Source organism: Bacillus sp. SJZ110 (assembly GCF_006715455.1).
Classification (GTDB): domain Bacteria; phylum Bacillota; class Bacilli; order Bacillales; family Bacillaceae; genus Bacillus; species Bacillus subtilis.
Genome location: NZ_VFNF01000002.1, coordinates 815,807 through 838,745 on the forward strand (window position 1 = coordinate 815,807; position 22,939 = coordinate 838,745).

A 22,939-nucleotide genomic window follows, 5' to 3' on the forward strand; every position below is an offset into this window, starting at 1 on the left:
TTTTTGGATAGCAACATCTAATAATGATTGTTCTAATGAACACTCACTTATCCATTGTAAAACTAAGGGGGAGCAGAAATGGAAATCTTAAAAGTTTCAGCAAAATCGAGTCCAAATTCAGTGGCAGGTGCGCTTGCAGGCGTGTTGAGAGAGCGAGGAGCCGCCGAGATTCAAGCGATCGGAGCGGGTGCATTAAACCAGGCTGTAAAAGCTGTGGCGATTGCCAGGGGATTTGTGGCGCCTAGCGGCGTTGATTTGATTTGTATTCCGGCTTTTACAGATATTCAAATCGATGGGGAAGAAAGAACAGCGATTAAATTAATCGTGGAGCCTCGCTAAAAACAAATAAAGCATTCTCAACCTGTTTGCGTAATGCAAACAGGTTGTTTTTCATTTATTGTGATATTTTCTCCCGATAGTATTTTTAGCACATAAATGAGCGAATATACAAAATCAAAAATGAGCTAAAACGTTTCAAAAAAAATTCCGCCCATTTTTCAAGACAGATACTTTTGTCCTTCTGGAGAAGACAGTGCTGTTTACGCTTATTCCATATCATGGTACAATCCGAATATAACAAGAATTTTTCAAGGAGGATTGTACATGCAGAGTGGAAAGATGAAAGCTCTAATGAAAAAGGACGGGGCGTTCGGTGCTGTGCTGACTGAAGTTCCCATTCCTGAGATTGATAAACATGAAGTCCTCATAAAAGTGAAAGCCGCTTCCATATGCGGCACGGATGTCCACATTTATAATTGGGATCAATGGGCACGTCAGAGAATCAAAACACCCTATGTTTTCGGCCATGAGTTCAGCGGCATCGTAGAGGACGTGGGAGAGAATGTCAGCAGTGTAAAAGTGGGAGAGTATGTGTCTGCGGAAACACACATTGTCTGTGGTGAATGTGTCCCTTGCCTAACAGGAAAATCTCATGTGTGTACCAATACTGCTATAATCGGAGTGGACACGGCAGGCTGTTTTGCGGAGTATGTAAAAGTTCCAGCTGATAACATTTGGAGAAATCCCGCTGATATGGACCCGTCGATTGCTTCCATTCAAGAGCCTTTAGGAAATGCAGTTCATACCGTACTCGAGAGCCAGCCTGCAGGAAGAACGACTGCAGTCATTGGATGCGGACCGATTGGTCTTATGGCTGTTGCGGTTGCAAAAGCAGCAGGAGCTTCTCAGGTGATAGCGATTGATAAGAATGAATACAGGCTGAGGCTTGCAAAACAAATGGGAGCGACTTGTACTGTTTCTATTGAAAAAGAAGACCCGCTCAAAATTGTAAGCGCTTTAACGAGTGGGGAAGGAGCAGATCTTGTTTGTGAGATGTCGGGTCATCCCTCAGCGATTGCCCAAGGTCTTGCGATGGCTGCGAATGGCGGAAGATTTCATATTCTCAGCTTGCCGGAACATCCGGTGACAATTGATTTGACGAATAAAGTGGTATTTAAAGGGCTTACCATCCAAGGAATCACAGGAAGAAAAATGTTTTCAACATGGCGCCAGGTGTCTCAGTTGATCAGTTCAAACGTGATCGATCTTGCACCTGTTATTACCCATCAGTTTCCGTTAGAGGAGTTTGAAAAAGGTTTCGAACTGATGAGAAGCGGGCAGTGCGGAAAAGTAATTTTAATTCCATAAAGGGGGATAAACATGACGAAGGAATTTGAGTTTTTAAAAGCAGAGCTTGATAGTATGAAAGAAAACCATACATGGCAAGACATAAAACAGCTTGAATCTATGCAGGGCCCATTTGTCACAGTGAATCACCAAAAAGTCATTCAGCTATCTTCTAATAATTACCTCGGATTCACTTCACATCCTAGACTCATCAACGCCGCACAGGAGGCCGTTCAGCAGTATGGAGCCGGCACCGGATCAGTGAGAACGATTGCCGGTACATTTACAATGCATCAAGAGCTTGAGAAAAAGCTGGCAGCCTTTAAAAAAACGGAGGCGGCACTTGTATTCCAATCAGGCTTCACAACAAACCAAGGCGTACTTTCAAGTATTCTATCAAAAGAGGATATTGTCATCTCAGATGAATTGAACCATGCCTCTATTATTGACGGAATTCGACTGACAAAGGCGGATAAAAAGGTGTATCAGCACGTCAATATGAGTGATTTAGAGCGGGTGCTGAGAAAGTCAATGAATTATCGGATGCGTCTGATTGTGACAGACGGCGTATTTTCCATGGATGGCAACATAGCTCCTCTGCCTGATATTGTAGAGCTCGCTGAGAAATATGACGCATTTGTGATGGTGGATGACGCCCATGCATCCGGAGTACTTGGCGAAAACGGCAGGGGAACGGTGAATCACTTCGGTCTTGACGGCAGAGTTCATATTCAGGTCGGAACATTAAGCAAGGCAATCGGAGTGCTCGGCGGCTACGCTGCAGGTTCAAAGGTGCTGATCGATTATTTGCGCCATAAAGGCCGTCCATTTTTATTCAGCACATCTCATCCGCCGGCTGTCACTGCAGCTTGTATGGAAGCGATTGATGTCTTGCTTGAAGAGCCGGAGCATATGGAGCGCTTGTGGGAGAATACTGCCTATTTTAAAGCAATGCTTGTGAAAATGGGTTTGACTCTCACAGAGAGTCAAACGCCGATTCTTCCTATTTTAATAGGTGATGAAGGTGTGGCAAAGCAATTTTCAGATCAGCTCCTTTCTCACGGTGTTTTTGCCCAAAGTATCGTTTTCCCGACTGTAGCAAAGGGAAAAGCCAGAATTCGCACGATTATAACAGCAGAGCACACCAAAGATGAACTGGATCAGGCGCTTGATGTCATCGAAAAGACGGCAAAGGAGCTCCAGCTATTGTAACAAGAGGAAGAGTTTAATCTTCCTCTTTTGATTCCTTATTGATTATTATTCTCAATGAGTGTACAATGATAGGTTGCCAGTTGTGCAGAGCTTCAATAACCTTTATACTGAAGGGTGGAAGTTTGGTTTGAAAGGAGAAAATATGACATGAATGAAAAACAAAAATTAGAGAGCGGACAAGTTAATCCATCGGACAAAAAATCCGAGAAGGATTACAGCAAGTACTTTGAAGCTGTTTACATTCCGCCTTCTTTAAAAGACGCGAAAAAACGAGGCAAGGAAGCCGTTACTTATCATAATGACTTTAAAATTTCTGAACAATTTAAAGGATTGGGAGACGGAAGAAAGTTCTATATCCGTACGTACGGCTGCCAAATGAATGAACACGATACAGAGGTTATGGCAGGGATCTTTATGGCGCTCGGTTACGAAGCGACAAACTCTGTTGACGATGCCAATGTCATTTTGTTAAATACATGTGCAATCCGTGAAAATGCTGAAAACAAGGTGTTTGGTGAGCTCGGGCACTTAAAAGCACTGAAAAAAAACAATCCCGATCTAATTTTAGGCGTGTGCGGCTGTATGTCCCAAGAGGAATCAGTCGTGAACCGTATTTTGAAAAAACATCCGTTTGTCGATATGATTTTCGGAACGCATAACATTCATCGCCTGCCGGAGCTTTTGTCAGAAGCATACCTTTCAAAAGAAATGGTTGTAGAAGTTTGGTCTAAGGAAGGGGACGTTATTGAAAACCTTCCGAAAGTCCGAAATGGAAAAATTAAGGGCTGGGTCAATATCATGTACGGCTGTGACAAATTCTGTACGTATTGCATTGTGCCTTACACACGCGGGAAAGAAAGAAGCCGCCGCCCTGAGGATATCATTCAGGAAGTGAGAAGGCTTGCAAGTGAAGGCTATAAGGAAATTACTCTGTTAGGCCAAAACGTAAACGCGTATGGAAAAGACTTTGAAGATATGACGTACGGACTTGGTGATTTGATGGATGAACTGAGAAAAATCGATATCCCGAGAATCCGTTTTACAACGAGTCATCCGCGCGACTTTGACGACCGCCTCATTGAAGTGCTGGCAAAAGGCGGAAATCTGCTTGATCACATTCATCTTCCGGTTCAATCAGGAAGCTCAGAAGTTCTGAAGCTGATGGCCCGCAAATATGACAGAGAGCGTTACATGGAGCTGGTGCGAAAAATTAAAGAAGCAATGCCAAACGCTTCATTGACAACGGACATTATCGTCGGATTTCCAAATGAAACGGACGAACAGTTTGAAGAAACGCTTTCTCTATACCGTGAAGTGGAGTTTGACAGCGCCTATACGTTCATTTACTCTCCGCGTGAGGGCACTCCGGCTGCTAAGATGAAAGATAATGTACCGATGCGTGTGAAAAAAGAACGCCTGCAGCGTCTGAACGCGCTGGTGAATGAAATTTCTGCTAAAAAAATGAAGGAATACGAAGGCAAGGTTGTCGAAGTATTAGTTGAGGGTGAAAGCAAAAATAACCCTGATATTCTTGCCGGCTATACGGAAAAAAGCAAGCTTGTCAATTTTAAAGGGCCGAAGGAAGCCATCGGCAAAATCGTCCGCGTGAAAATCCAGCAAGCGAAAACATGGTCGCTTGACGGAGAAATGGTAGGAGAAGCAATCGAGGTGAAATAAGATGACGCTCTACTCAAAAAAAGACATTGTGCAGCAGGCACGAAACCTTGCAAAAATGATTTCTGAAACAGAAGAGGTTGATTTTTTCAAACGGGCTGAAGCGCAAATCAATGAGAATGACAAAGTGTCCACAATCGTTAATCAGATTAAAGCCCTGCAAAAGCAGGCTGTCAATCTGAAGCATTATGAAAAGCATGAAGCGCTCAAACAAGTAGAAGCAAAAATTGACGCGCTGCAAGAAGAGCTTGAAGAGATTCCTGTTATCCAGGAATTCAGAGACTCGCAGATGGAAGTAAATGACCTATTGCAGCTCGTTGCACACACCATTTCCAACCAAGTCACAAATGAAATCATCACATCAACCGGAGGCGACCTGCTGAAAGGGGAAACCGGTTCAAAGGTGAAGCATTCAAATAACAGTTGTTCTCTCTAAACACGGTGCCTTTACAGGCCCGTGTTTTTTTATCATTTGTGCGGTTAAAAATAAACTAAATAATCTATGTACCAAATGTTCAATTGGTTTTTCTGTGCTCAGCCGCGTATAAACTTTATCGCACTTATAAGTAAAGTTTCTAGGCACCCCTGCATACAATGGAACAGAAACTTTGTATTTTTATATTTTATTTATAAAAATGCACACTAGACAAATGCCCAGCATAAGATAACACGAAGAAGAACAAGGAGGCATGCCGGAATGTCTGAATACAGGGAAATTATTACGAAGGCAGTAGTAGCGAAAGGCCGAAAATTCACCCAATGCACCAACACCATCTCGCCTGAGAAAAAACCGAGCAGCATTTTGGGTGGTTGGATTATTAACCACAAGTATGACGCTGAAAAAATTGGAAAAACGGTAGAGATTGAAGGGTATTATGATATAAACGTATGGTACTCTTACGCGGACAACACAAAGACAGAGGTTGTCACAGAACGGGTAAAATACGTAGATGTCATTAAACTCAGATACAGAGACAATAATTACTTAGATGATGAGCATGAAGTGATTGCCAAAGTGCTTCAGCAGCCAAACTGCCTTGAAGTGACCATTTCGCCGAATGGAAATAAAATCGTTGTGCAGGCAGAAAGAGAATTTTTGGCGGAAGTGGTAGGGGAAACAAAGGTAGTTGTTGAGGTCAATCCTGACTGGGAAGAGGATGACGAGGAAGATTGGGAAGATGAGCTTGATGAAGAGCTTGAAGACATCAACCCGGAGTTTTTAGTGGGAGATCCTGAAGAATAAAAAAGGGACTAGGGGAGACAGTACCCCCAAGTCTCTTTTTTATATTGATATATCATTCTTTTATCACTTTTTGTTTATGTTATAATGAAGGTTGGAAAATAGAAACGTTGATACATAGTGAGGGATTAAACAATGGCCGGTTATACGCCTATGATACAGCAATATTTAAAAATAAAGGCAGAGCACCAGGATGCCTTTTTATTTTTTCGCCTGGGTGATTTTTATGAAATGTTTTTTGAGGACGCCAAAAAAGCGTCACAAGAGCTGGAAATTACGTTAACGAGCAGAGATGGCGGTGCGGCTGAAAAAATACCGATGTGCGGTGTGCCGTATCATTCTGCTTCCGCGTATATCGAACAGCTTATTAAAAAAGGATACAAAGTGGCGATCTGTGAACAGACGGAAGATCCGAAAGCCGCAAAGGGCGTTGTGAAAAGAGAAGTGGTTCAGCTGATTACGCCCGGAACTGTAATGGACGGCAAAGGCATCCATGAATCGGAAAATAACTTTATCGCATCTGTTTCAGCCTGCTCGAACGGATACGGACTTGCGCTGTCTGATTTAACAACGGGAGAAAATTTGGCTGTTTTGATTGAACGGCTTGAAGACGTCATATCAGAAATTTATTCAGTCGGCGCACGGGAAATCGTGGTTTCAGGAAGCTTGGATGCCGATACAGTGGCACAGCTGAGAGAGCGGTGCGGTGCAACGATTTCAATTGAAGACGGAGAAACAGACGAACACGTAACGATCATTGAGCACTTAAATAATGAAGATATAACAAAAACATTTCTGCGCTTATATACGTATTTGAAAAGAACCCAAAAGCGCAGCCTTGATCATCTTCAGCCCGTGCAGGTGTATGAGCTTGAGGAAGCGATGAAAATTGATTTGTACTCAAAGCGTAATCTGGAGCTGACCGAAACGATCCGTTCAAAAAATAAAAAAGGCTCCCTTTTGTGGCTGCTGGATGAAACAAAAACGGCAATGGGAGGCCGGCTGCTTAAACAGTGGATTGACCGGCCGCTTATCAGAGTCAATCAAATCGAAGAGCGCCAAGAAATGGTGGAAACATTGATGTCCCATTTCTTTGAACGGGAAGATCTGCGTGAACGTTTAAAAGAAGTGTATGACTTAGAACGCCTTGCCGGCCGCGTTGCATTCGGAAATGTCAATGCCCGGGATTTGATTCAGCTGAAGGAATCGTTAAAGCAAGTTCCTGGCATCAAACAGCTGGTTGCTTCATTGGCTCATGACAAGGCCAAGGAACGTGCAGAGCGCATTGATCCGTGCGGGGATGTACTTGAACTGCTGGAAGAAGCGCTGTACGAAAACCCTCCTTTATCGGTAAAAGAAGGGAACCTGATTAAAGATGGTTATAATCAAAAGCTTGATGAATATCGTGATGCAAGCAGAAACGGAAAAGACTGGATTGCCCGCCTGGAACAGCAGGAGCGGGAATACACAGGCATTCGCTCTTTAAAGGTCGGCTTTAATAAAGTTTTCGGTTATTACATTGAAGTGACTAAAGCAAACTTGCATTTGCTTGAGGAAGGGCGTTATGAGCGGAAGCAGACGTTAACCAATGCCGAGCGCTACATTACACCTGAATTAAAAGAAAAAGAAGCGCTCATTTTAGAGGCGGAAAATAACATCTGTGAGCTGGAGTACGAGCTGTTTACCGAGCTACGCGAGAAAGTGAAGCAGTATATTCCGCGGCTGCAGCAGCTTGCAAAACAGATGAGCGAGCTGGACGCACTGCAATGCTTTGCGACAATCAGTGAAAATCGTCACTACACGAAACCAGAGTTCTCTAAAGATGAAGTCGAAGTGATTGAAGGCAGACACCCGGTTGTTGAAAAAGTCATGGACAGCCAGGAATATGTCCCGAATAACTGTATGATGGGCGATAACAGACAAATGCTTCTCATTACAGGTCCAAACATGTCAGGGAAAAGCACGTATATGAGACAAATCGCGCTCATTTCCATTATGGCGCAAATCGGCTGCTTTGTACCCGCGAAAAAAGCGGTGCTTCCGATTTTCGATCAAATTTTTACGCGAATCGGCGCTGCAGATGATTTGATTTCCGGACAAAGTACATTTATGGTAGAAATGCTTGAAGCGAAAAATGCGATTGTCAACGCGACGAAAAACAGCCTCATTCTGTTTGATGAAATCGGGCGGGGAACGTCCACTTATGACGGCATGGCGCTGGCACAGGCGATTATTGAATATGTTCACGATCACATCGGCGCCAAGACGCTGTTCAGCACACACTATCACGAGCTGACCGTTCTTGAGGACAAGCTGCCCCAGCTGAAAAACGTTCATGTTCGCGCTGAAGAATATAACGGAACGGTTGTCTTTCTTCATCAAATTAAAGAAGGTGCCGCTGATAAAAGCTATGGTATCCATGTAGCTCAGCTTGCCGAACTGCCGGGAGATCTGATTGCCCGCGCCCAAGATATTTTAAAAGAGCTTGAGCATTCAGGAAACAAACCGGAAGTGCCGGTGCAGAAACCTCAGGTGAAAGAAGAGCCGGCACAGCTGTCCTTTTTTGACGAAGCGGAAAAGCCGGCTGAAACACCAAAGCTTTCAAAAAAAGAAAAGCAAGTGATCGATGCTTTCAAATCACTTAATATACTGGATATGACACCGCTTGAAGCGATGAATGAAATGTACAAGCTGCAAAAGAAATTACATTAAAACGGGGTGATGAATGTGGCAAAAGTCATCCAACTGTCAGATGAGCTTTCAAATAAAATAGCGGCGGGCGAGGTTGTGGAACGGCCCGCCTCAGTCGTCAAAGAATTGGTGGAAAATGCGATCGACGCTGACAGCACAGTCATTGAAATCGATATTGAGGAAGCAGGCCTTGCATCCATTCGGGTCTTGGATAACGGCGAAGGAATGGAGAATGAAGATTGCAAGCGAGCTTTCCGCCGCCACGCAACGAGTAAAATAAAAGATGAAAATGATTTATTCAGGGTGAGAACGCTCGGTTTCAGGGGAGAAGCCCTGCCGAGTATCGCGTCAGTCTCTCATCTGGAGATTACAACAAGCACTGGTGAAGGAGCTGGGACGAAGCTCGTCCTCCAAGGAGGAAACATCATTTCCGAATCGCGTTCCTCAAGCAGGAAGGGAACTGAAATTGTCGTTTCCAACCTGTTTTTTAACACACCGGCCCGTTTGAAATATATGAAAACCGTTCATACAGAGCTTGGAAACATTACAGACGTGGTTAACCGTATTGCTCTGGCGCATCCAGAGGTATCGATCCGCCTGCGACATCATGGGAAAAACCTGCTTCAAACGAACGGAAACGGAGATGTGCGCCATGTACTGGCAGCGATTTACGGCACAGCTGTCGCCAAAAAAATGCTTCCGCTGCATGCGAGCTCCTTGGATTTTGAAGTAAAGGGATATATCGCCCTCCCAGAGATTACACGGGCGTCGAGAAACTATATGTCGTCTGTGGTCAATGGCCGTTACATTAAAAATTTCCCGCTCGTCAAAGCGGTTCATGAAGGCTATCATACGCTTCTGCCGATCGGACGCCATCCGATTACTTTTATAGAAATTACGATGGACCCGATTTTAGTCGATGTCAATGTGCATCCATCGAAGCTTGAGGTCCGGCTCAGCAAGGAAACAGAGCTTCATGACTTAATTCGTGACGGAATTAAAGATGTATTTAAACAGCAGCAGCTGATTCCGAGTGCCCAGCTTCCGAAAAAATCGGCACCTGTTATCAAAAATGAGCAGCAGTTCATAACCTTTGATGAAAAGCCTCCGGAAAGAAAAGTACCGGAAAAAGCGCATGCGCCATCTTATTCACCAATGAAGCTCAGCTCAGTCGTGAAAGAGCCGGTTGATACGGAGGAAGAATTGCCTCCTCACCAATTTGATGCTCCTCCTATCGTTGATCAGGAACAAACCCTTGAGGTGTCCGATGTTTCAGAAGAACTGCCTGAAACATTTGAGCAGGAATGCCATGAGGAACAGCAGCAGCCAGCGTCTGAGCGGGTTCCGATTATGTACCCGATCGGCCAGATGCACGGGACTTATATATTGGCACAAAACGAAAACGGCCTGTATATTATCGACCAGCACGCCGCCCAAGAACGTATTAAATATGAGTACTTTCGTGAAAAGGTGGGGGAGGTTGAGCCTGAGGTGCAGGATATGATTGTACCGCTGACGTTCCACTACTCCACAAATGAGGCTTTGATTATTGAACAGCACAAACAAGAGCTCGAAAGCGTCGGTGTCTTTTTAGAGTCATTCGGCTCTAACAGTTACATCGTCCGCTGCCACCCGGCCTGGTTTCCAAAGGGAGAAGAAGCAGAGCTTATAGAAGAAATCATTCAGCAGGTGCTCGACTCCAAAAATATAGATATTAAAAAACTCCGCGAGGAAGCGGCGATTATGATGAGCTGCAAAGGCTCCATCAAAGCAAATCGCCACCTCAGAAACGATGAAATCAAAGCGCTTCTGGACGACCTCCGAAGCACATCAGACCCATTTACATGCCCGCACGGCCGCCCGATCATCATTCACCACTCGACATATGAGATGGAAAAGATGTTCAAACGCGTGATGTAGCGGGGGTGGTAGGCATTGATCCATTCTCTGAATGGATCAATGCTTTTTTGTACTCCTTCGAGTGTCAGATTATAAGAAACAGTTGTAAACGTGTGAGCAGTGTTAACGCATTATACTTCATGGTTCCTCCGTATAACAAAATTTACATTTACAGGCAATTGGGATTAATGTATATTTTGGGTGAGGGGGTGGAAACATATGGCATGTGGTCCGAAGATCATTATCTTTTTGGATGAACTTGATGATCCAAATGTGAGAATCATTTTAGAATGTAGAATTTAAATTACAACATTGTGTTTTGCTCCCTGTTCGTGTGAACAGGGAGATTTTTTCGTTTATATAACTGTTGATGTCCAAATATAGGGTGTTATGAATTTTCCATATCTGCCATCGACTTTAAGCTGCTTCTCTATTAGGCTGGTTATCAAAAGCAAGTTCAATGAAAGCCATGAAAGCTGATATCACAACAAGCAAGATATCTGGAATATAAATAGACTGCATAAAGTAATCTGCAAAACAAATTGTTATAAGATTGCTGATAAAATACAGTATAAAAGCAAAAAGTGCAGTCTTTTTCAATGAAAGTGATTTTGCCAAAATGATAGAGAGAATCTTTGTGAGTGGGTCTATGATTAAACCTACAGCAAAGCAGGCTAAAATAAATAAAGCTAATGTTTGATTGGAAGCGTATGTGATGCCAAGTATGGAGAATAAGCCTTTCATCCCGAAGAAAAAGCCGCCGAAGATGACTGCAAGCGCAATGGCCGCGATAAAAGTGATAGATACAATTCCGATTAATTTTGATCTCAGGTTAAAATCTTTAGAGTGCTCGTTCTGTTCTTTTTGGTTCAAGTATGACACTCCCTTCCCCTGCTTACTCATACAAACAGCACCCTTGAATCAGCCCAAAATATCTATAAGTCTATTTTCTAACGAAAATAGTATAGCATATTTTAACAAAACCAAAAAAGGTCCTTTCCACTGGGGAAGGGCCTTTTTCTTCATGTTAACTCCTGAGATTCGCCGAAGCTTTCTCTTTTTTTGGCCAAATAAAATAGCTGGCTGTAATGAGAAAGTCAATGCCTATAATGACAGTCCACAGTTTAAGAATGCCGCTCAACGCCTCGGTTCGGGCAGAGTCATTGATAAAATAGATCATCCCTGCCAATAGTCCCGCACCAATTAAGTAGGCCAGCACATGTCTTAGCCAGCCTTTCGCACCGTGCTTGGCATGGTCCATTCCAAAACGTTTCAGCGGTTTTGCGCCTTTTTTTGTCACATAATATTGAAATTTTTCATCTGCCCATTGAATCATTTGTTTTCCATAAGCGATCGATATACCGATGTAAACAGCTGCAATCCCATGGGCTGCGGTCGCTGAGGCTCCGCGGTAAAGGTCCACACCAGTTGCCGCTAACAAAATCAAATCGATAACTGGAGTTAAGCCAAGGAATAGCAGTCCTAATGTATGTCGTTTGAATACGTAACGTACAGCAAGCCCCAAAACAATGACAACCCAAAACGCAATTTCACAGAAAACAATCATCCATGCGATACCGTTCAATCCATTCCCCTCTTTTCAATACAGTTGTATTATTTAAATAATATGTTACCATCTTTGTTTTTGCAACACAACTGTATTATAAAAATTGCCCTCTCATTTTTTTCTTGTTACAATAAAGCTATGCCAAAACAAATTGACCATGAGAAAAGAAGAAAACAAATTGCAGAAGCAACGTGGCGCGTCATTTTAGAACGAGGGATGGAGGGAGCATCAGCCAGGAACATTGCAAAGGAAGCAGGATTGTCATTAGGTGCGCTGCGCCATTATTTCTCTACACAGGATGAATTGCTTGCTTTTGCAATGAAACTTGTCCAAGAAAAGGTGACGGCCCGAATTAAGGACATTGCAGTGAGGGATTTGCTCCCTAAGAAAAAAGTGTTGCAAATTTTGCTTGAAATGGTCCCAACGAATGAAGAAACGATTAGAGAGATGGAGGTTTGGTTTGCTTTTACTGCTTACGCCAGACATAAAAAGGATATGTTTGATGCGAATCATGACGGGATTTTCAGCGGCATGCGGAATCTGATTGCCTATTTAGATGAATCCGATTTACTGAAGCAGAATGCTGATAAAGACATTGAAGCTGAGAGACTTTACGCGCTTGTTGACGGCTTGGCTTTACATGCCATGCTTGACCCCGTGCGAGTGAATAAAGACCGAATTAAGCGGGTCATTATGCAGCATGTAGAGTCAATTTGCGTGGAAGATACACGTGAGACACAAAAACGACATCCTTAAGGCACTAGTGCGAAAAGCGATTCTTGTTGGGCATGCGTCCAAAAGAGTCGCTTTTTTATTTTCAAAGAACAAGGATCTCTGAAAAAAATGGAAAACAATCATGCTGTTTGGTAAAGTGGAATGAAAGACGGACTGAGGGGTGAACACTGGTCCATCGTTTAAGAACTTTACATGATAGGGATGGTATAAATGAATCTTACTTACAAGGTGCATCCAATTAAAACAAGGTATCAGGGCTGGACGAATTATTGCTATATCATTGAAGATATTGTAAGCAGATCTGCAATTGTTGTTGATCCCTCATGGGAATTGAGTAAGATAACCACTACACTTTCTGAAATCGAAGCGGAATTAAAGGCAGTCGCATTGACACACTCTCATTATGATCATGTAAATCTGGTAGACCCGCTGACGAAGATGTTTAACGCTCAAGTTTATATGTCAAAAAAAGAAATTGATTATTATCAATTCCGATGCAGAAATTTAATTAGCCTAGATGATCATCAGACAATCAGCATAGGAAACACAAGAGCACAATGCCTTCTCACACCTGGGCATACAGCCGGCGGAATGTGTTATTTGTTTTCTGAGAGTATTTTTACCGGAGATACGGTGTTTACAGAAGGGTGCGGCATATGTGAGGATGATGGCAGCTCTGCGGAAGAGATGTTTGATAGTATTCAAAGAATAAAGTCGGAGGTTTCACCCCATGTACGGGTGTATCCTGGTCACTCATTTGGCAAATTGCCCGGCCATTCGATAAAGGATCTTTATCAGCATAATATTTACTTTCAAATTGATAAGAAAGAATATTTTGTGAAATTTCGCACTCGTAAAAACCAAAAAGGTATTTTTGATTTTAAATAATCCTTCTGAATCTATTATCCTATTTTTCTTCGAATATCTAAATGATTTTTATTTTCGAAAATGATTACATAGATGGGTGTTATTTATTTTGAAAACTCATTTGAAAGAAAATGAAGCGCATTATCATGATATGGCGCCCTATACGTAATCCGGGTCTTTTTTCTTATGTTCTGTTATATCTCCTGATCCTTTATTCCTCAATGGAAAAAAGCAGAAAAACAATCGAGCAAACTGTAGGAAAAATTAACTTGACGGATAATATTTACAGAGGTTACCATCAACATGAACATGCTACTATTTATCCGGTCATCACTATTATAAAGTCATACAGAAGTGAAACACATCTACTAATCGGAAGGGTGGCTTTGAGAGAATGATCACATATGTTTTTCCAGGTCAGGGTTCACAGAAACAGGGAATGGGCAGCGGCCTATTCGATGAATTTAAAGAACTGACGGATCAGGCAGATGAGATCTTAGGATATTCAATCAAACGTCTTTGCCTGGAAAATCCTTATTCCAATTTAAACAAAACGCAATTTACTCAGCCGGCGTTATACGTGGTAAACGCACTAAGCTATCTGAAAAAAATCAAGGATGAAGAAGTTAAACCTGACTTTGTCGCCGGGCACAGCTTGGGTGAATACAATGCGTTATTTGCAGCTGAAGCCTTTGATTTTAAGACAGGTTTACAGCTTGTCAGAAAAAGAGGCGAACTGATGAGTCTGATAAGCAACGGCGGTATGGCAGCTGTTATGGGACTAAATGAAGAGCAGGTTGCAAAGGCTCTGAAAGAATATCATTTACATGATGTTGATATCGCTAATGTGAATGCCCCATATCAAATTGTAATTTCAGGAAAAAAAGATGAGATTGAAAAAGCCGCATCTCTTTTTGAAACGATGACTGAAGTTACAATGGTACTCCCCTTAAACGTAAGCGGCGCGTTTCATTCCAGATACATGAATAAAGCAAAAGAAGAATTCGAGGAATTCCTTCATGCCTTTTATTTTTCGCCTCCGTCTATCCCGGTTATTTCTAATGTGTATGCCAAAGCGTATACATACGAATTCATGAAACAGACGCTGGCTGATCAAATTAATCACTCAGTGAAATGGACTGACAGCATAAGATACTTAATGAAAAAAGGCCATATGGAGTTTGAGGAGGTAGGGCCTGGAAATGTTTTAACTGGGTTAATTCATCGCATAAAGAAAGATGCGGAAGCAATGCCCCGCTAAAGCATTTGCCCCTATGGCCGTGTACCTCATCAATCAGGTCTAAACACAGATTTCCTTTCATTTAAGGTATAAAGTTTTAAAGATTCAATCGTTCGATTGACACTGTTTCTAATTGAATAACTTTATATACTGTTACATAAAGAGGCTGATAAATTAAGTTAGACATTTGAACTATGTCAGCCGGTCTGTCAAACCATCGCTCCCACATCTAGATGGTCCATTTTTTAACCTCACCCACCAATCATAGAGTCGATGTTCTTTGCTGATCCTGTTATCATGTTACATCAATTTTGAGATATCAACATACATCTACGATCACATCATAAATGAACCGCATCCAGAGCACCAATAGCAATCCTTCCAAGTTGAATCTCCTTTACTTTTTCACATATGTCTTTTCCATTTATTAATTTCATTTCAATCGCTGCTATGTGCTTTACAACATACATGGAAATAAGAAATCCAATAGCCGTCATAAATATAAAAAAAGAAGGTTATACACATGAATGAACCGCTTGTTTTTATGTTTTCCGGGCAAGGTTCCCAATACTATCACATGGGGAAAGAACTATTTAAGGAAAATACCGTGTTTCGCCAATCTATGCTTGAAATGGATGACATTGCAGCACGGCGAATTGGCACATCCATTGTTGAAGAAATCTACCATCCAGGTAAACGTATGTCAGATCCGTTTGACAGTATTCTTTTTTCCCACCCCGCCATTTTTATGATTGAGTATTCCTTATATAAGGTTTTGGAAGACAGGGGAATCTCTCCTGATTACGTATTGGGATCAAGTCTGGGAGAATTCGCAGCAGCGGCAGTTTCTGGTGTGTCAGACGCAGAGGATATACTGGATTGCATACTTGAACAGGCTATTATCATCCAAAATTCCTGCGATAAAGGAAAAATGGTGGCCATTCTGGACAAACCGCAATTGCTGAATGATTATCCGCTACTGTTTGGAAATAGTGAACTCATTTCTATCAATTATGATTCGCACTTCGTCATTTCTGGTGAAGAAGATCATATAAGGAAGATTATGGAGGATTTAAAGGAGAAGCAGATTCTTTGCCAGCTGCTTCCTGTGGCCTATGCCTTTCATTCTTCGCTTATTGATCCGGCAGAGAGTGCCTATGCAGAATTTTTAAGATCAAAATCTTTTAAAAAACCGTCAATACCGATTGTATCGAGCTTAACGGGAAGCTGCCTTCACGTAATGGACGAGAATTTCTTTTGGAATGCGGTCAGAAAGCCAATGATGTTTCGTGAAGCGATTCGATATTTGGAAAGCCAGCATACATGCAAGTTTATCGATTTAGGGCCATCCGGCACCTTAGCTGCTTTTGTGAAACAGCTGATTCCGGGTGATTCAGCTGACCGTTGCTGCTCAATCATAACACCATTTCATCAGGAGCTGAAAAATCTGAATACGGTTGAGTATTTCCGTACACCAGAAAGGAAGTTTACAAGATGATTACATATGTCTTTCCAGGGCAAGGCTCCCAGCAAAAGGGGATGGGACAAGGCCTATTTGAACAATATCAGCATTTGACTGATCAAGCAGATCAAATATTGGGCTATTCAATAGAGAAGCTATGTACCGAAAAATCATATCTGGATGTAAATCATACTGAATACACGCAGCCGGCTTTGTACGTTGTTAATGCACTTAGTTACTTGAAGAGAGTAGAGGAGACCGGCAGAAAACCTGATTTTGTGGCAGGACATAGCTTAGGAGAATACAATGCGCTGATGGCAGCCGGTGCATTTGATTTTGAAACCGGATTAAGGCTCGTCAAAAAAAGAGGAGAATTGATGGGACGAATTACAGAGGGCGGAATGGCTGCTGTGATCGGCCTGAGTAAGGAACAAGTTACAGCTGTTTTAGAAGAGCACCGTCTTCATGACATTGATGTGGCAAATGAAAATACGCCCCGGCAAAATGTGATTTCTGGCCCAAAAAAAGAGATTGAAAAAGCTCGGGCTATTTTTGAAAACACCAAGGATGTAAAGCTGTTTCATCCATTAAATGTGAGCGGAGCTTTTCATTCCAGATATATGAATGAAGCCAAACAGGTATTTAAGCAATATATTGACTCATTCCAATTTGCACCTTTGGCGATCCCGGTTATCTCCAATGTCTATGCAGAACCATACCATCAGGAACGGTTAAAAGATACATTATCTGAACAGATGGACAACACAGTGAAATGGACGGACAGCATTCGTTTCCTGATGGGAAGAGGAGAAATGGAGTTTGAAGAGATTGGGCCTGGAACTGTTTTAACCGGTCTCATTCATCGGATTAAAAATGAAGCTGAACCATTGACATATATACCGAAAAAGAACCCCGCGATCAGTGCGCATCTAAAGGAGCAACGCAATGTTCAAGCTGGGATTACGGCAGAATCTTTAGGAAGTGCTGAATTTAAACAAGATTATCATCTTACATATGCTTATCTTGCAGGAGGAATGTACCGCGGCATTGCTTCGAAAGAAATGGTAGTAAAGCTGTCAAGAGCGGGAATGATGGGGTTCTTTGGCACAGGAGGTCTGAGCCTGAAAGAGGTTAAAGATGCGATCCATGCTATACAAGGTGAATTAGGGAAAGGACAAGCCTATGGCATCAATCTGGTCCACAATATGAAACATACTGAATCAGAAGAAAAAATGATCGATCTTTTATTGAGGAATCAAGTGAGCATTGTGGAGGCTTCAGCATTTTTAAGTGTCACTCCTGCATTAGTAAGGTACCGCGCGAAAGGAGTGAAACGAAATCAAAATGGTGACGTTATATGCTCAAATCGTCTCATAGCAAAAATATCACGGCCGGAAGTTGCAGAATCATTTCTGAGTCCTGCGCCTGAGAATATGCTGCAAAAGCTTTTAGGAGAAAATAAAATCACTATGAACGAAGCTGAGTTGTTGCGGTGCATTCCGATGGCTGACGATATTTGTGTAGAAGCTGATTCAGGCGGTCATACAGATGGCGGTGTAGCATACAGCCTGATGCCGGCGATGACATCTTTAAGAGATGAAATGATGAAAAAATATCAATACCGGAAAAAAATAAGAGTTGGTGCAGCTGGAGGAATTGGAACACCTGAGGCAGCGATGGCGGCTTTTATGCTAGGAGCTGATTTTATTCTAACAGGCTCAATCAATCAATGTACGGTTGAGGCGGCAACAAGTGATAAAGTAAAGGATTTGCTTCAGCAGATGAATGTACAAGATACAGCCTATGCGCCTGCAGGTGATATGTTTGAATCGGGCAGTAAAGTGCAGGTGCTAAAGAAAGGTGTGTTCTTTCCCGCACGGGCAAACAAGTTATATGAACTGTACCAGCGGTATGGGTCTATACGTGAGCTGGATGCAAAGATGCTGGCCCAGCTTGAGGAGAAATACTTTAAACGCAGTATAGAAGACATATATAAAGATATTGCATTGCATTATCCCGCGGCAGACATTGAGAAGGCTGAACAAAACCCGAAGCATAAAATGGCTTTGATTTTCCGATGGTACTTCAGATACAGCTCAAAATTGGCAATCAGCGGAAGCGAACATTCGAAGGTTGATTATCAAATTCACTGCGGTCCCGCGCTGGGAGCCTTTAATCAATGGGTTAAAGGATCGCAATTAGAAAATTGGCGAAACCGCCATGTGGATGAAATCGGGAAAAAATTAATGACAGAAACGGCGGTATTGCTTCATGAACGGATGCAATCGATGTATCAGCCGTCGCATGAAACAGACAACATAAAAATGAAAGTTTGAATATTATGAAAATACACCTATAAAAATCATTAAAATAATCCCTCGAAGGAGAGAGCGTATTATGGATAAACAGAGAATCTTTGAAGTACTAATCACCAATATTTGCGAGGTGCTTCCTGAATTAGACGGACACAGATTTGAGCCTGAAGATCAGTTAGTTGAGCTAGGAGCTGACTCTGTAGACAGAGCTGAAATTATCACGATGGTCCTAGAGGATTTATCGTTAAAAATCCCTCGCGTTGAGCTATCCGGGGTGAAAAACATCGGTGAATTAGCTGAGGTGCTTTATGACAAAGTGCAATCTGCCTAAGGTGGTGGTGACCGGTGTAGGCGTTACGGCCTCTATCGGTCAAGGGAAAGAGGACTTTGCTTCCTCGCTGCTGTCCGGCAGACATGCCTTTGATGTCATGAAGCGTTCAGGCAGACAAAAAGACAGCCGGTTTATCGGAGCCGAAATTGCGTCATTGTCTTATCCTGACCGACTCTCTAAAAAAATGTTGCGAAAAGCATCATTCTCCAGCCGCGCTGCATTGGTAACTCTCACAGAGGCTTGGGAGGAGGCTGAATTGGACGATGCAGATTCCTCACGTATCGGACTGGTTGTTGGCGGATCAAATTTTCAACAGAGAGAAAACTTTGAAGTTTATGAAAGGTATCAAGACCGCTCCGGTTTTATTTCTCCGGCGTATGGTCTGTCTTTCATGGACAGCGATCTTTGCGGGATATGTACAGATCAGTTTGGCATCACGGGATTAGCATATACGGTGGGAGGAGCTTCGGCCAGCGGCCAGTTAGCAGTCATTCATGCGATTCAGCAAGTCCTGTCAGGCGAAGTTGATACTTGCATAGCACTTGGTGCTTTAATGGATCTTTCTTATATGGAATGCGAGGCGCTAAGGGCTTTAGGCGCTATGGGGACGGACAAATATGCTGATGAACCTGAAAATGCGTGCCGTCCTTTCGATCAAAACAGAGACGGGTTTATCTATGGAGAATCGTGCGGTGCATTGGTAATAGAACGAAAGGAGACGGCTTTACGAAGAGGTCTAAAACCTTATGCAGCATTGTCTGGCTGGTCAATCAAACTGGACGGAAACCGGAATCCTGATCCTTCATTAGAAGGAGAGATTCATGTCATCCAGAAGGCACTGGAGCGTGCCAGGCTTTTACCAGAAGATATTGATTATATTAATCCTCATGGAACAGGCTCTTTTATTGGAGATGAAATAGAATTAAAGGCGCTCCGTGCATGCCGGCTTTCCCATGCTTATATCAATGCAACAAAATCGATAACCGGACACGGGCTTAGTGCGGCGGGCATCGTAGAGATTATTTCTGTTTTGCTGCAAATGAAAAAATCTGCCCTGCATCCGAGCAGGAATTTGGATCATCCAATCGATGATTCCTTTCATTGGGTAAATGAGAAATCGATTTCATACCGCATCAAAAATGCGCTGAGCTTAAGCATGGGGTTTGGCGGAATGAACACCGCGGTTTGTATACAAAACATTGAGAAATGTGGAGGCGAATCATAAATGGTTTCAGCCGGAATAGAAGCGATGAATGTCTTTGGCGGAACGGCATACCTTGATGTCATGGAGCTGGCCAAATACAGACACTTAGATACTGCGAGATTTGAAAACTTATTAATGAAAGAAAAAGCGGTAGCACTGCCTTATGAAGATCCCGTGACCTTCGGAGTCAATGCAGCTAAGCCGATTATTGATGCTTTATCTGAAGCAGAGAAGGACCGGATTGAATTGCTGATCACTTGCTCTGAATCCGGGATCGACTTTGGGAAATCGTTAAGTACATATATCCATGAATATTTAGGTCTCAACCGCAACTGCCGTTTGTTTGAGGTTAAACAGGCGTGTTATTCAGGGACAGCGGGATTTCAGATGGCGGTGAATTTTATATTATCCCAGACTTCTCCGGGTGCCAAAGCACTGGTTATCGCCAGTGATATTTCACGTTTTTTAATCGCTGAGGGCGGAGACGCTTTAAGCGAAGATTGGTCTTATGCGGAACCGAGCGCCGGAGCGGGAGCGGTGGCCGTTTTAGTTGGCGAAAATCCCGAGGTGTTTCAGATAGATCCCGGAGCAAATGGTTATTACGGCTATGAAGTGATGGACACGTGCCGCCCCATTCCCGACAGTGAAGCGGGAGATTCTGATCTGTCTTTAATGTCATATTTGGATTGCTGCGAACAGACCTTTCTGGAATATCAAAAGCGTGTACCGGGTGCCAATTATCAGGACACGTTTCAATATCTTGCTTACCATACGCCCTTTGGCGGGATGGTGAAAGGCGCGCACCGGACAATGATGCGTAAGGTGGCGAAGGTGAAAACATCCGGGATTGAGACGGATTTTTTAACTCGGGTAAAACCAGGGTTAAACTACTGTCAACGAGTTGGAAATATTATGGGGGCAGCCTTGTTTCTGGCATTGGCCAGCACGATAGACCAAGGGAGGTTTGATTCGCCTAAACGAATTGGCTGTTTTTCCTACGGATCCGGCTGCTGTTCTGAATTTTACAGCGGAATTACAACTCCGCAAGGCCAGGAGCGTCAGCGAACATTTGGTATTGAGAAGCATTTGGACCGCCGGTATCAGCTCTCCATGGAAGAGTATGAGCTATTGTTTAAGGGGAGCGGGATGGTGCGGTTTGGGACGCGCAATGTAAAGCTGGACTTTGAGATGATACCGGGTATCATGCAGTCCACTCAAGAGAAGCCGCGCTTGTTTTTAGAAGAAATTTCTGAGTTTCATCGGAAGTACAGGTGGATCTCGTGACCTATCAAACGATAAAGGTCCGCTTTCAAGCGTCGGTTTGCTATATTACCTTTCACCGTCCTGAAGCGAATAATACGATTAATGACACGCTGATAGAAGAATGCTTGCAAGTGTTAAATCAATGTGAAACATCAACGGTGACGGTTGTCGTTTTAGAGGGGCTTCCCGAGGTGTTTTGTTTTGGAGCTGATTTTCAAGAAATCTATCAGGAAATGAAAAGGGGCAGAAAACAGGCAAGCTCCCAAGAGCCTCTCTATGATTTGTGGCTGAAATTGCAGACCGGCCCTTATGTCACGATTTCGCATGTCAGGGGAAAAGTGAATGCCGGCGGTATTGGATTTGTATCTGCCACAGATATTGCCATTGCTGATCAGACGGCGTCATTCAGTCTCTCTGAGCTGCTATTCGGCCTGTACCCTGCTTGTGTTTTACCGTTTCTGATCCACCGTATCGGCCGGCAGAAAGCGCATTATATGACGCTTATGACAAAGCCGATTTCCGTTCAGGAAGCCAGTGAATGGGGGTTAATAGATGCTTATGATGCTGAAAGTGACGTGCTGCTGAGAAAGCATTTATTGCGTTTGCGGAGGCTGAATAAAAAAGGAATCGCACATTATAAACAGTTTATGAGCTCACTTGATCATCAAGTCAGTCGTGCGAAAGCCACCGCTTTAACTGCAAATCAAAACATGTTTTCTGATCCTCAAAACCAAATGGGAATCATCAGGTATGTTGAAACAGGACAATTCCCATGGGAGGATCAGTAACCGTTTCAATCAGAACCATTAGGAGGACATCATGACGCATTCTGTTGTAGAGCTTATCGAAATTGAATCCGCCATTATTCAGGTAAAGATGCAAGATCGCACTCATAAAAACGCGTTTTCACAAGAACTTACGGATGGTTTAATTCAAGCGTTTGAATACATACGGCAGAACCCCAAATACAAAGCGGTTATTTTGACAGGATATGATAATTATTTTGCTTCAGGAGGAACGCAAGAAGGACTGCTTCGAATTCAACAGGGATTGACCAAGTTCACTGATGACAATCTTTATTCTCTGGCGCTGGATTGTGAGATTCCAGTTATTGCGGCAATGCAGGGCCATGGAATTGGAGGCGGCTTTGTCATGGGGCTCTTTGCTGACATAGTCATTCTGAGCAGGGAAAGCGTGTATACGGCTAATTTTATGAAATACGGATTTACGCCTGGAATGGGCGCTACCTTTATCGTTCCTAAAAAACTGGGTTTCAGCCTGGCCCAGGAAATATTATTGAATGCGGGCAGCTACCGCGGAGCTGATCTTGAAAAAAGAGGGGTTCCCTTTAAGGTGCTGCCCCGTGCAGAAGTGTTAGATTATGCAGTGGAGCTGGCGCAAGAATTGGCGGAAAAGCCGAGAAACTCACTGGTTACACTGAAAGATCATTTGGTTGCCCCGCTTCGCGATCAGCTGCCGCGCGTCATTGAACAGGAATTGATGATGCATGAGAAAACATTTCATCATGAAGAAGTCAAAAGTAGAATCAAAGGTTTATATGGTAATTAACTGAAAATATATATAAATTTTGCAGGTGAAATGGAGGCAGCGTG

Annotated in this window: 21 protein-coding genes; 19 read left to right on the top strand and 2 right to left on the bottom strand. The window is 43.0% G+C overall.

From position 1 onward, the window contains the following. Positions 1-78 precede the first annotated feature (78 nt). The 8 genes from spoVS to mutL all read left to right on the top strand — a co-directional run bounded on the left by spoVS (position 79) and on the right by mutL (position 10,363). Positions 79-339 (top strand): stage V sporulation protein SpoVS, encoded by a 261-nt coding sequence (gene spoVS, locus FB592_RS09800; protein WP_003154135.1) that lies wholly within the window; start codon positions 79-81, stop codon positions 337-339. Positions 340-603: 264 nt separating this feature from the next. Then, positions 604-1,647: an L-threonine 3-dehydrogenase gene (tdh, locus tag FB592_RS09805; protein WP_070548987.1), complete on the top strand. Its 1,044-nt coding sequence runs from the start codon at positions 604-606 to the stop codon at positions 1,645-1,647. Between the two features lie 12 nt (positions 1,648-1,659). After that, entirely contained in the window at positions 1,660-2,838 is a 1,179-nt protein-coding gene (locus FB592_RS09810; protein ID WP_038828267.1) for a glycine C-acetyltransferase, read from the top strand. A gap of 147 nt (positions 2,839-2,985) precedes the next feature. After that, positions 2,986-4,515: a tRNA (N6-isopentenyl adenosine(37)-C2)-methylthiotransferase MiaB gene (gene miaB, locus FB592_RS09815; protein ID WP_014664026.1), complete on the top strand. Its 1,530-nt coding sequence runs from the start codon at positions 2,986-2,988 to the stop codon at positions 4,513-4,515. Position 4,516: 1 nt separating this feature from the next. Continuing rightward, entirely contained in the window at positions 4,517-4,948 is a 432-nt protein-coding gene (ricA, locus tag FB592_RS09820; protein ID WP_003231834.1) for a regulatory iron-sulfur-containing complex subunit RicA, read from the top strand. A gap of 261 nt (positions 4,949-5,209) precedes the next feature. Beyond that, complete coding sequence (cotE, locus tag FB592_RS09825; protein ID WP_003231833.1) at positions 5,210-5,755, top strand: outer spore coat protein CotE; 546 nt, start codon at positions 5,210-5,212, stop codon at positions 5,753-5,755. Between the two features lie 132 nt (positions 5,756-5,887). Further along, positions 5,888-8,464, top strand: coding sequence for a DNA mismatch repair protein MutS (gene mutS, locus FB592_RS09830; RefSeq protein ID WP_003231832.1), 2,577 nt, complete (start codon positions 5,888-5,890; stop codon positions 8,462-8,464). 15 nt (positions 8,465-8,479) lie between these two features. Beyond that, positions 8,480-10,363 carry a DNA mismatch repair endonuclease MutL gene (mutL, locus tag FB592_RS09835; RefSeq protein WP_124048388.1) on the top strand — a complete coding sequence of 628 codons (1,884 nt, stop codon included), beginning with the start codon at positions 8,480-8,482 and terminating at the stop codon, positions 10,361-10,363. 396 nt (positions 10,364-10,759) lie between these two features. Here mutL and FB592_RS09840 read toward each other — a convergent pair whose 3' ends face one another. Then, positions 10,760-11,215 (bottom strand): regulatory YrvL family protein, encoded by a 456-nt coding sequence (locus tag FB592_RS09840; protein ID WP_021479270.1) that lies wholly within the window; start codon positions 11,213-11,215, stop codon positions 10,760-10,762. Between the two features lie 154 nt (positions 11,216-11,369). Beyond that, entirely contained in the window at positions 11,370-11,927 is a 558-nt protein-coding gene (locus FB592_RS09845) for a hypothetical protein (RefSeq protein WP_014479830.1), read from the bottom strand. 120 nt (positions 11,928-12,047) lie between these two features. On the opposite strand from FB592_RS09845, the gene FB592_RS09850 reads away from it, so the two are divergent. The 11 genes from FB592_RS09850 (at position 12,048) to FB592_RS09900 (ending at position 22,895) form a co-directional block, all read left to right on the top strand. Next, entirely contained in the window at positions 12,048-12,665 is a 618-nt protein-coding gene (locus tag FB592_RS09850; protein ID WP_015715907.1) for a TetR/AcrR family transcriptional regulator, read from the top strand. A gap of 189 nt (positions 12,666-12,854) precedes the next feature. Further along, positions 12,855-13,532, top strand: coding sequence for an MBL fold metallo-hydrolase (locus FB592_RS09855; protein WP_015715908.1), 678 nt, complete (start codon positions 12,855-12,857; stop codon positions 13,530-13,532). 110 nt (positions 13,533-13,642) lie between these two features. After that, on the top strand, positions 13,643-13,909 hold the full coding sequence (locus FB592_RS09860) for a hypothetical protein (RefSeq protein ID WP_120363368.1): 267 nt from the start codon (positions 13,643-13,645) through the stop codon (positions 13,907-13,909). Beyond that, a complete protein-coding gene (fabD, locus tag FB592_RS09865) occupies positions 13,906-14,772 on the top strand; it encodes an ACP S-malonyltransferase (protein WP_141949465.1) in 867 nt (288 codons plus the stop codon). The genes FB592_RS09860 and fabD (FB592_RS09865) overlap by 4 nt, the downstream gene beginning before the upstream one ends. Before the next feature lie 502 nt (positions 14,773-15,274). Next, positions 15,275-16,249 (top strand): acyltransferase domain-containing protein, encoded by a 975-nt coding sequence (locus FB592_RS09870; RefSeq protein ID WP_038828277.1) that lies wholly within the window; start codon positions 15,275-15,277, stop codon positions 16,247-16,249. Then, on the top strand, positions 16,246-18,549 hold the full coding sequence (fabD, locus tag FB592_RS09875) for an ACP S-malonyltransferase (RefSeq protein ID WP_141949466.1): 2,304 nt from the start codon (positions 16,246-16,248) through the stop codon (positions 18,547-18,549). The genes FB592_RS09870 and fabD (FB592_RS09875) overlap by 4 nt, the downstream gene beginning before the upstream one ends. 61 nt (positions 18,550-18,610) lie before the next feature. After that, on the top strand, positions 18,611-18,859 hold the full coding sequence (locus tag FB592_RS09880; RefSeq protein WP_038828279.1) for an acyl carrier protein: 249 nt from the start codon (positions 18,611-18,613) through the stop codon (positions 18,857-18,859). Next, on the top strand, positions 18,837-20,084 hold the full coding sequence (gene pksF / locus FB592_RS09885; protein ID WP_124048390.1) for a polyketide biosynthesis malonyl-ACP decarboxylase PksF: 1,248 nt from the start codon (positions 18,837-18,839) through the stop codon (positions 20,082-20,084). Before FB592_RS09880 ends, pksF begins: the two co-directional genes overlap by 23 nt. After that, complete coding sequence (gene pksG, locus FB592_RS09890; RefSeq protein WP_024573082.1) at positions 20,085-21,347, top strand: polyketide biosynthesis 3-hydroxy-3-methylglutaryl-ACP synthase PksG; 1,263 nt, start codon at positions 20,085-20,087, stop codon at positions 21,345-21,347. Further along, complete coding sequence (locus FB592_RS09895) at positions 21,335-22,114, top strand: enoyl-CoA hydratase/isomerase (protein ID WP_072173348.1); 780 nt, start codon at positions 21,335-21,337, stop codon at positions 22,112-22,114. Before pksG ends, FB592_RS09895 begins: the two co-directional genes overlap by 13 nt. A gap of 31 nt (positions 22,115-22,145) precedes the next feature. Beyond that, entirely contained in the window at positions 22,146-22,895 is a 750-nt protein-coding gene (locus FB592_RS09900; protein WP_015715915.1) for a polyketide synthase, read from the top strand. Positions 22,896-22,939 lie beyond the last annotated feature (44 nt).